The 10,943-nt window shown below is 74.7% G+C and carries 1 protein-coding gene; it reads left to right on the forward strand.

Features of this window, described 5'->3' with window-relative positions; all coding sequences use genetic code 11:
• Positions 1–20: 20 nt before the first annotated feature.
• Positions 21–10,916 (forward strand): type I polyketide synthase, encoded by a 10,896-nt coding sequence (locus ACF062_RS29025; RefSeq protein WP_392142695.1) that lies wholly within the window; start codon positions 21–23, stop codon positions 10,914–10,916.
• Positions 10,917–10,943 lie beyond the last annotated feature (27 nt).

Raw genomic sequence — 10,943 nt, forward strand, 5'->3', positions numbered from 1 at the left:
AGCAGAAGCTCCGCGAGTACCTGAAGCAGGCGGTCGCCGACGCCCGCGACTCCTACGCACGGCTGCGCGCCGTCGAGGAGGCCGCCCGTGAGCCGCTCGCCGTCATCGGCATGAGCTGCCGGTTCCCCGGCGGGGTGCGGACCCCCGAGGACCTGTGGGAGCTGGTCGCCGAGGGGCGCGTGGGCATCGCGGACTTCCCCGCGGACCGCGGGTGGGACCTGGGGGCCCTCTACGACCCGGAGGGGCTGCGCCCGCACAGCTCGTACATCCGCAAGGGCGGATTCATCGACGGCGCCGCGGACTTCGACGCCGAGTTCTTCGAGATATCCCCGCGCGAGGCCCTCGCCATGGACCCGCAGCAGCGGGTGCTCATGGAGGCCTCCTGGGAGGCGTTCGAGCGGGCCGGGATCGACCCGGGCACGCTGCGCGGCGAGAGCGCGGGGGTCTTCGTCGGCGGCGTCCTGTCCGGCTACGGCTCGAACGTGGGCAACACGCAGGACAGCGAGGGCTACCTCCTGACCGGCAACGCCTCCAGCATCTTCTCCGGCCGCCTCTCCTACACGTACGGCTTCGAGGGTCCCGCCGTCACCGTCGACACGGCCTGCTCCTCCTCGCTGACCGCGCTGCACCTCGCGGCACAGTCGCTGCGCAACAAGGAGAGCTCGCTGGCCCTGGTGGGCGGCGTGATGGTCATGTCGACACCGGCCGCCTTCACCGAGTTCAGCAAGCAGCGCGGGCTCTCCCAGGATGGCCTCGTCAAGGCGTTCGCGGCCGCCGCCGACGGCACGGCCTGGGGGGAGGGCGTCGGCGTACTGCTCGTCGAGCGGCTCTCGGACGCCCGCCGCAACGGCCACCGCGTCCTGTCCGTCATCCGCGGCTCCGCGGTCAACCAGGACGGCGCGTCGAACGGCCTGACCGCGCCCAACGGCCCCTCGCAGCAGCGGGTCATCCGTCAGGCGCTCGCCAACGCGGGCCTCGCCGCCTCCGACATCGACGCCCTGGAGGCGCACGGCACCGGCACCACCCTCGGCGACCCCATCGAGGCGCAGGCGCTGCTCGCCACCTATGGCCAGGACCGCCCCGCGGACAAGCCGCTGCTGCTCGGCTCGGTGAAGTCCAACATCGGCCACACGCAGTCGGCGGCCGGTATCGCGGGCGTCATCAAGATGGTGCTCGCCCTCCAGCACGGCGTGGTCCCGCCCACCCTGAACGTGGACGAGCCCACCCCGCACGTCGACTGGACGGCGGGCGCCGTCCAGCTGGTGACGGACGCCGTCGCCTGGCCCGAGACGGGCAGGCCGCGCCGCGCCGCCGTGTCGTCGTTCGGCATCAGCGGCACCAACGCCCACGTCATCCTCGAACAGGCCCCGGAGCCCACGGAGTCGGAGTCGGAGCCGAAGACCGGGGAACCGGCCGCGGGCGACGCGGTGACCCCGGTGCTCACCGGCGTCACCGCGCCCTGGCCGCTGTCCGCCAAGAACGAGGCCGCGCTGTACGAGCAGGGCGCCAGGCTGCGCGCCTTCCTCGCCGACGCGGGCGCACCCGACGCGGACGCCGTCGCCGCCGCCCTGGTCCGCACCCGCGCCTCCTTCGCCCACCGCGCCGTCGTCTTCGGCGACGAGCGCCCCGCGGCCCTCGCCGCGCTCGCCGACGGCACGGCGGACGTGCCCGGCCTGGTGCACGGCACCGCACGCGCCGGCGCCAAGGTCGCCTTCGTCTTCCCCGGCCAGGGCGCCCAGTGGACCGGCATGGCCACCGGACTGCTCAAGACCTCGCCGGTCTTCGCCGACGCCCTGCGCGCGTGCGCCGACGCACTGGCTCCGCACACCGACTGGCGGCTGCTCGACGTCCTCGGGGACGAAGAGGCCCTGAAGCGCGTCGACGTGGTGCAGCCCGCCCTGTGGGCCGTCATGGTCTCGCTCGCCGAGGTCTGGCGGGCCGCGGGCGTCACCCCCGATGTCGTGGCGGGCCACTCGCAGGGCGAGATCGCCGCCGCCTGCGCCGCGGGCATCCTCTCGCTGGAGGACGGGGCGCGCCTGGTCGCACTGCGCAGCCGCACCATCGCCGAGGACCTCGCGGGGCAGGGCGGCATGGTCTCCCTCGCCGCCTCCGCCGAGCGCGCCGCCGAACTCCTCGGCGGCCGCGACGGCGTGTGGGTGGCCGTCGTCAACGGCCCCGGCGCGACCGTCGTCGCCGGCGCCCCCGACGTACTCGCCGAAGTCTCCGAGGCCGCGGAGGCGGCGGGGATCCGGGCCCGCACCATCCCGGTCGACTACGCCTCCCACACCCCGCACGTCGAGAGCCTCCGCGACCGGCTCCTGCGGGTCGCCGAGCCCATCACGCCCCGCGCCGGATCCATACCGATGCACTCGTCGGTGACCGTGGAACCCCTCGCCGACGGCCAGGCCGACGCGCGGTACTGGTACCGGAACCTCCGCGAGCCCGTGCGGTTCGCCGAGACGGTCACCGCGCTCCTCGACCGGGGCATCGACACGTTCGTCGAGATCAGCCCGCACCCGGTCATCGCCCCCGCCATCGAGGACCTCGCGGCGGCCGCGGACCGTGCCGACGTGGTCGTCTCCGGGACGCTCCGCCGCGACCAGGACGAGAGCGCCGCCCTGACCCGCGCCGCCGCCACGCTGTGGACCCGCGGCGCCGCCATCTCCTGGGACACCTTCCTGGACGGCGCGGCCGCCACCGCGACCCCGGCCGACCTGACCGGGACCGCCGGGCTGCCGACGTACCCGTTCCAGCGGCGGCGCTTCTGGCTGGAGGGCCCGGCGAACACCGGCGACGCCGCGGGCATCGGGCTCGACCCCGTCACCCACCCGCTGCTCGCCGCCGCCACGCTCCCCGCCGAGTCCGGCGCGGCCGTCTTCACGGGCAGGATCTCCCTGCCGACCCACCCCTGGCTGGCCGACCACGCCCTCCTGGAGACCGTGCTCCTGCCGGGCACCGCCTTCCTCGAACTCGCCCTCGCCGCCGGCCGGGAGAGCGGCTGCGGCCGGGTGCGGGAACTCACCCTGGAGCGCCCCCTCACTCTCACCGCGGACACCGGAGTCACCCTCCAGGTGCAGGTCGCCGAGGCCGACGGGACCGGCGTGCGGACCGCCACCATCCACTCCCGGACCGGCACCGCGGACCAGGAGGAGCCCGCCGAGTGGGTCCGGCACGCCACCGCCACCCTCACCCCCGAAGAGCCCCGGGAAGCGGCGGGGTTCGGTGACCTCCAAGGCGCCTGGCCGCCCGTCGGGGCCACCTCCGTGGAGCTGGGCGACTTCTACGGCGCGCTGTTCGAGCGCGGCTACGAGTACGGTCCCGCCTTCCAGGGCCTGCGGTCCGTCTGGCGACGCGGCGACGAGGTGTTCGCCGAAGTGGCCCTGCCCGAAGAGGCCACCGCCGACGACTTCCTCGCCCACCCCGCCCTCCTCGACGCCGCCCTCCACGCCATGGGCCCGGGCGGCCTGTTCGGGGACGAGGGCACCGTGCGCCTGCCGTTCGCCTGGTCCGGCGTCCAGACCTGGACCGACGGCGCGACCTCGCTGCGCGTACGGCTGACCAGGTCCGGCGGTGACGGCGGCGACGGCGTACGGCTGCTCGTCACGGACGCCGCGGGCACCCCCGTGGCCTCCGTGGACGAGTTGGTCCTGCGCCCGCTCGCCGCCGCCGACGTCCGCGCGGCCCCCACCCGGTCGCTGTACGTCCCGCGCTGGGACGCCTGGCGGCCCGCGACCGCGGCCGCCCCCCTCACCGCCTTCTGGCACCCGGGCACCCCGCTCGCCGAAGTCCTCGCCGACGATCCCGCGGTGGTGCTGCTCGACTGCACGACCCGGGGCCTGCCCGACGGCGACGGCGATGACGTGCCGGCCAAGGCCCGCGCCCTGACCGGCGCCGTGCTGGCCCACGTCCAGGAGTGGCTGGCGCGGGAGACGCCCGCGCGGGCCCGGCTCGCCGTGCTGACCCGAGGCGCCGTCGGCATCACGCCCGAGGAGCTGCCCGATCCGGTGCAGGCTCCCGTGCGCGGCCTGCTGCGCTCCGCCCAGTCCGAACACCCGGACCGTTTCCTGCTGGTGGACACCGACGGTGAGGCCGCTGATGTGCCCGTGGCGGTCCTTGCCGCGGCCGTGGCTGCCGACGAGCCGGAGGTCGCCCTGCGCGGCGACGCCGCGTTCGTCCCGCGCCTGACCCGCCCCGACGCCCCGGCCCTCTCTGACGGCGCCGATGAGGGTGGTGTGTCGTGGTCGGGTGGGGGTCCGGTGTTGGTGACGGGTGGCACGGGTGTGGTGGGTGCCGCGGTGGCGCGGCATCTGGTTGTCGCGCATGGTGTGCGTGAGCTGGTGTTGGTCAGTCGGCGTGGTGAACAGGCGCCGGGGGCTCGTGAGTTGGTGGATCAGCTGGTGGAGCTGGGTGCCGAGGCGCGGGTGGTGGCCTGTGACGTGGCTGATCGTGCGGCGGTGGATGGCTTGTTGGCGGAGTTGCCCGACGTGCGTGGTGTCGTGCATGCGGCGGGTGCGGTGGACGATGGTGTGGTGACGGGTCTGACCGTGGAGCGGTTGGAGTCGGTGCTGCGGCCGAAGGTGGATGCCGCGTGGCATCTGCATGAGGCGACGCGTGGTCGTGGGGTTGAGTTGTTCGTGTTGTTCTCGTCGGCGGCGGGTGTCTTCGGTTCGCCGGGTCAGGCGAACTACGCGGCGGCGAATGTGTTCCTGGACGCGTTGGCGGTTCGCCGTCGCGCCGAGGGTCTGCCCGCGCAGTCCCTGTCGTGGGGGCTGTGGGAGGAGACCAGCGAACTCACCGCCACCCTCGGCGAAGCCGACAAGGCGCGGCTCGGCCGCGGCGGACTACAGGCCCTCGGCACCGACGAAGGCCTCGCCCTCTTCGACCAGTCGCTGTCCCTCGACGCCCCGCACCTGGTGCCCGTACGCCTCGACCTGTCCCGCGCCCGCGCCGATGGCCGGCAGGTGCCCCCGCTGCTGCGCGCCCTGGTGCGCACCCCCGCGCGCCGCGCTGCCGGCGCTTCCGCGGGCCGCGGCTGGCGCGCGAAGTACGACGCGACGCCCGAGGACGGGCGCTACAGCCTGCTCGTCGACCTCGTCCGGGCCCAAGTCGCCTCCGTGCTCGGTCACTCCGGCGCCGACGCGGTCCCCGTCGACCGGGGCTTCAAGGACCTGGGCTTCGACTCCCTGACCGCCGTGGAGCTGCGCAACCGCCTCAACGAACTGACCGGCACCCGGCTGCCCGCGACCCTGGTGTTCGACTACCCGACACCGGCCGCGCTCGGCGCCCACCTGCACGGCCTCCTCGCCGGTACCACCGCACGGCGGGAGAACACCGTGGCGCGGGTCGTCGCGGACGACGAGCCCATCGCGATCGTCGGCATGAGCTGCCGCTTCCCCGGCCACGTGGACTCCCCCGAGGAGCTGTGGCGGCTGCTCGCCGACGGCGGCGAGGGCATCAGCGCCTTCCCGACGGACCGCGACTGGGCCCTCGACTCGTTCTTCGACCCCACGGGCGAGCGCCCCGGCACCTCCCTGGTGGACCGGGGCGGATTCCTGCACGACGCCGCCGACTTCGACGCCGCCTTCTTCGGGATCTCCCCGCGCGAGGCCGTGACCATGGACCCCCAGCACCGGATGCTCCTCGAACTGTCCTGGGAGGCCATCGAGCGCGCGGGCGTCGACCCGACGCGGCTGCGCGGCAGCAGGACCGGCGTGTTCTCCGGCCTGATGTACCACGAGTACGCGGCGCGCCTGCGCTCCGTGCCCGAGGACGTCGCCGGTTTCCTCAGCAACGGCAACGCGGGCAGCGTGGCCACCGGGCGCGTCTCCTACACCCTCGGCTTCGAGGGCCCCGCCGTGACCGTGGACACGGCCTGCTCCTCGTCCCTGGTCGCGCTGGACATGGCCGTCAGCGCCCTCCAGCGCGCCGAGTGCGACCTGGCGCTCGCCGGCGGCGTCACCGTCATGTCGACCCCGACGATCTTCGCGGAGTTCACCCGCCAGCGCGGCCTCGCGCACGACGGCCGCTGCAAGGCGTTCTCCGACGCGGCGGACGGCATGGGGGTCGCCGAAGGCGCCGGCATGGTCCTCGTGGAGCGGCTCTCGGACGCGCGCCGCAACGGCCACCGCGTCCTCGCCGTCATCAAGGGCTCGGCCGTCAACCAGGACGGCGCCTCGAACGGCCTGACCGCGCCCAACGGCCCCTCGCAGCAGCGGGTCATCCGCCAGGCGCTCGCCAACGCCGGTCTCACCACGTCCGACGTGGACGTCGTCGAGGCGCACGGCACGGGCACCTCGCTCGGCGACCCGATCGAGGCCCAGGCGCTGCTCGCCACGTACGGCCAGGACCGGGACGGCAACCAGCCGGTCCTGCTCGGCTCGGTGAAGTCCAACATCGGTCACACCCAGGCCGCCGCCGGTATCGCGGGCGTCATGAAGATGGTGCTCGCCCTGCGGCACGGCACCGTGCCCAGGACCCTGCACGCCGAGCGGCCCAGCGAGCACATCGACTGGACGGCGGGCGCCGTCGAGCTGGCCACCGAGGCCGTCGCCTGGCCCGAGACGGGCAGGCCGCGGCGTGCGGCGGTGTCGTCGTTCGGCATCAGCGGCACCAACGCCCACGTCATCCTCGAACAGGCCCCCGAGGCCCCCGAGGTCTCGCAGGCCTCCGAAGCCTCCGAAGCCCCAGAGGCCTCCGAGCAGGGGACACAGCGGCCCGAGCCGGTGCTCGCGGCCGCCGACGGCGCCGTCCTGCCGTGGCTCGTCTCGGCCAAGTCCGCGGCCGCGCTGCGCGGCCAGGCCGAGCGGCTGCGCGCCTTCGCCGACCGGGGGGCCGACCCCGCGGCGACGGCCGCCGCGCTCATCGGCGGCCGGACCGCCTTCGACGAACGCGCGGTCGTCCTCGCCGCCGACCCCGCCGGCTTCGCCGAAGGCCTCGCGGGCCTGGCCCGCCAGGACCCCGAGACACCCGGACTCGTCACAGGAACCGTGCGCCCCGGCGCGAGCGTGGCCTTCGTCTTTCCCGGCCAGGGCGCCCAGTGGACCGGCATGGCGCTCGGTCTCCTGGAGTCCTCGCCGGTCTTCGCCGAGGCCCTCCGTGAGTGCGCCGACGCGCTCGCGCCGCACGCGGAGTGGCGGCTGCTCGACGTCCTCGGGGACGAAGAGGCCCTGAAGCGCGTCGACGTGGTGCAGCCCGCGCTGTGGGCCGTCATGGTCTCCCTGGCGAAGGTCTGGCAGCACACCGGCATCACACCCTCCGTGGTCGTCGGCCACTCCCAGGGCGAGATCGCCGCGGCCTGCGTGGCCGGTGCCCTGTCGCTCGCCGACGGCGCCCGCCTCGTGGCCCTGCGCAGCCGCGTCATCGCCGAGGAACTCGCCGGACGCGGCGGCATGGCCTCGCTGACCGTGCCCGCCGCCGAGGCCGAGGCCCTCATCGACCGGTACACGAACCCCGACGGCGCCGCCGACCCCGCCACCGGCGTGGTCATCGCCGCCGTCAACGGCCCAGGCGCCGTCGTCGTCGCCGGTGACGAGGGACCGCTGCGACAGCTCCTGGACGGCTGCGAGGCCGACGGGATCCGCGCCCGCCGCATCCCCGTCACCTACCCCTCGCACGCGCCCCAGGTCGAGCTCATCAAGGACCGGCTTCTCCACGAACTCGGCGACATCAGCCCGGCACGGCCCGAGGTCACCTGGCGCTCCACCGTGACCGGCGAGGAAGTGCGGGGCCCGGAGGCCGACGCCGAGTACTGGTACCGCAACCTCCGGCAGCCGGTGCGCTTCGCCCAGGTCGTCGCCGACCTCATGGAGAGCGGCGTCGACACCTTCGTCGAGATCAGCCCGCACCCGGTCACCACCGCGGCCCTGGAGGACGCCGCGCTGAAGTCCGACGGGCGCGAGGTCGTCGTCACCGGCACCCTGCGCCGCGACGAGGACGAGCGCACCGCCCTGCTGCGCAACGCCGCCGCCCTGTGGACCCGAGGCCTCGGCGTGGACTGGACGGCGCTCGCCCCGGCCCCGGACGCGCCGGCCGAGACCGTGGACCTGCCGACGTACGCCTTCCAGCGTGAGCGCTACTGGCTCGACGCCCCGCAGGACTTCGGGGACCCGGGCGGTGTCGGCCAGGAGGCCACCGACCACCCGGTGCTCGCCGCGGCCGTCGTCCCCGCCGGTACGGACACCATCCTGTTCACCGGCAGGCTCACCGCCCCGGCCGCGGCCTCGCCCGCGGAGCACACGGTGCTCGACACGCCCGTGCTGCCCGGCGGCGCCCTGCTCGACTGGGCGCTGTACGCCGCCGACCGCCTCGGCCTTCCCGGCGTCGCGCACCTGGAGCAGCACGAGCCGCTGCTCCTGGCCCCCGACGGCGCCGTCCGCGTCCAGGTGATGGCCGCGGCACCCGACGAGGCCGGGCACCGCCGTCTCACCGTCCACGCACAGCCCGACGGCGACACCACCGCGGAGTGGACCCTGCACGCCACCGCCGAGCTGCGCCCGACGGCCGAGGAGACCGACGAGGCGTACGCGCGGCTCGCGGGCGCCTGGCCGCCGGCTGATGCCGCCCCGGTGGACACGTCCGCCCTCTACGGCGAACTCTTCGCAGCGGGGCAGCAGTTCGGCCCCGCCCTCCAGGGACTGCGCGCGGCCTGGCGTTCCGGCGACGACATCTACGCCGAGGTCGAGCTCGCCGAGCAGGCCGCCGACGGCCTGGCGCCGCGCGCCGCGCTGCTGGAGTCCGTCTGCCACGCCTGGCGCCTGACCGACGCGGGCGGCTTCGGTACCGCGGGCGCCCTTCAGCCCACCGTCTGGCAGGGCGTCCAGGTACGGGCAGGCGGCCTCGACACCGCCACCGGTCCGGACGTGGCAGACGACGCCCGGACCGTACGGGTCCTGCTGACCCCGGCCGATGACGGCGCCCTGCGGGTGCGTGCCACCGGCGCCGACGGCACCCCGCTGCTCGGCGCCGACCGGGTCGAGCTGCGTCCGCTCACGGCGGCCCGGCTCCGCTCGGCCGGTGCCACCGCGGCGCGTTCGCTGTACGAGGTGCGCTGGGAGCGCCGCAGGTTCGACGACCCTGCGGGATCGCCGAGTTCGATCCTGTGGGACGCCGCGCGGTCGGCCGAGGAGATCGGGGCCGCAGTCGCCGACGGTGCGCGGTTCGTCCTCTTGGACGCCGCTGCCCTGGTCGACCACGGGCACGAGGGGACCGGCGGCGAGGAGCTGCCGGAGCGGGTCCGTGAGGCGGTGACCGCCGCCCTCGCGCGTGCCAAGGAATGGCTCGCCGACGAGGCGCTCGCCGACGCGCGGCTCGTCGTGGTCACCCGGGGCGCCGTCGCCGTGTCGGGCACCGGCCCGGTGGACCTCACGCAGGCCGCCGTACGCGGTTTCCTGCGCTCGGCCCGCGCCGAACACCCGGACCGCTTCGTGCTGGTGGACACCGACGGTGAGGCCGCTGATGTGCCCGTGGCGGTCCTTGCCGCGGCCGTGGCTGCCGACGAGCCGGAGTTCGCCCTGCGCGAGGGCGAGACGTACGTACCCAGGCTGGCCCTGGTCGGCGCGGATGCCGCCGGCGCTGATGAGGGTGGTGTGTCGTGGTCGGGTGGGGGTCCGGTGTTGGTGACGGGTGGCACGGGTGTGGTGGGTGCCGCGGTGGCGCGGCATCTGGTTGTCGCGCATGGTGTGCGTGAGCTGGTGTTGGTCAGTCGGCGTGGTGAGCAGGCGCCGGGGGCTCGTGAGTTGGTGGATCAGCTGGTTGAGCTTGGTGCCGTGGCGCGGGTGGTGGCCTGTGACGTGGCTGATCGTGCGGCGGTGGATGGCTTGTTGGCGGAGTTGCCCGACGTGCGTGGTGTCGTGCATGCGGCGGGTGCGGTGGACGATGGTGTGGTGACGGGTCTGACCGTGGAGCGGTTGGAGTCGGTGCTGCGGCCGAAGGTGGATGCCGCGTGGCATCTGCATGAGGCGACGCGTGGTCGTGGGCTTGAGTTGTTCGTGTTGTTCTCGTCGGCGGCCGGGGTCTTCGGTTCGCCGGGTCAGGCGAACTACGCGGCGGCGAATGTGTTCCTGGACGCGTTGGCGGTTCGCCGTCGCGCCGAGGGTCTGCCCGCGCAGTCCCTGTCGTGGGGGCTGTGGGAGGAGACCAGCGAACTCACCGCCACCCTCGGCGAAGCCGAGCTGCGGCGTATGAGTGCCGGTGGGGTCCTGCCGTTCAGCACGGAGGAGGGGCTCGCGCTCTTCGACCGTGCGCTCGCGAGCGGCCTGCCGCACACCGCGCCGGTCCAGCTGGACCGCGCCCGGCTGCGCGGCGGCGAGGACACGCCCGCGCTGCTGCGCGGCCTCGTGCGCTCGGCGCCGCGCCGCGCCACGGCGCCGGACGCACAGGCGCTGCGCGGCCGGCTCTCCGCACTGCCCCCGGCCGAACGGAACGAAGCCCTCCTCGAAACGGTGCGCGGGCAGATCGCCGCGGTCCTCAAGTACGGCACGGCCGACCGGATCTCGGCCACCCGGCCGTTCACGGAACTCGGCTTCGACTCGCTGACCGCCGTCGAACTCCGCAACCGCCTCGCCCGGATGGCCGGCACGAGGCTGCCCACCACGCTCGTCTTCGACTACCCCACGCCCGAGGCGCTCACCGGCCGTCTGCTGGAGATCCTGCTGCCGGGGACGGAGGCCGAGGAGTGGGGCAAGGAGACCGTCGACCGGCTCGAGGCCATGCTCGACGACGAGCGCGACGAGACCGAGGTCAACAAGCTGACGGCCCGTCTGGAGACCCTGCTGCTGCGCTGGCGGGAACGCTCCAGGACGCTGGCCGACACCGCGCCCGGCGGCGGCAGGGCCGAGGACGCGGGGGCCGACGAGCTGAGCGAGGTCAGCGAGGAAGAGCTGCTGCGCTACATCGACGACGAGATCGGGCTGAGCTGATGCACGCACGGCCCACCAGCACGTTCT

This window comes from Streptomyces sp. NPDC015345, assembly GCF_043078805.1.
Classification (GTDB): domain Bacteria; phylum Actinomycetota; class Actinomycetes; order Streptomycetales; family Streptomycetaceae; genus Streptomyces.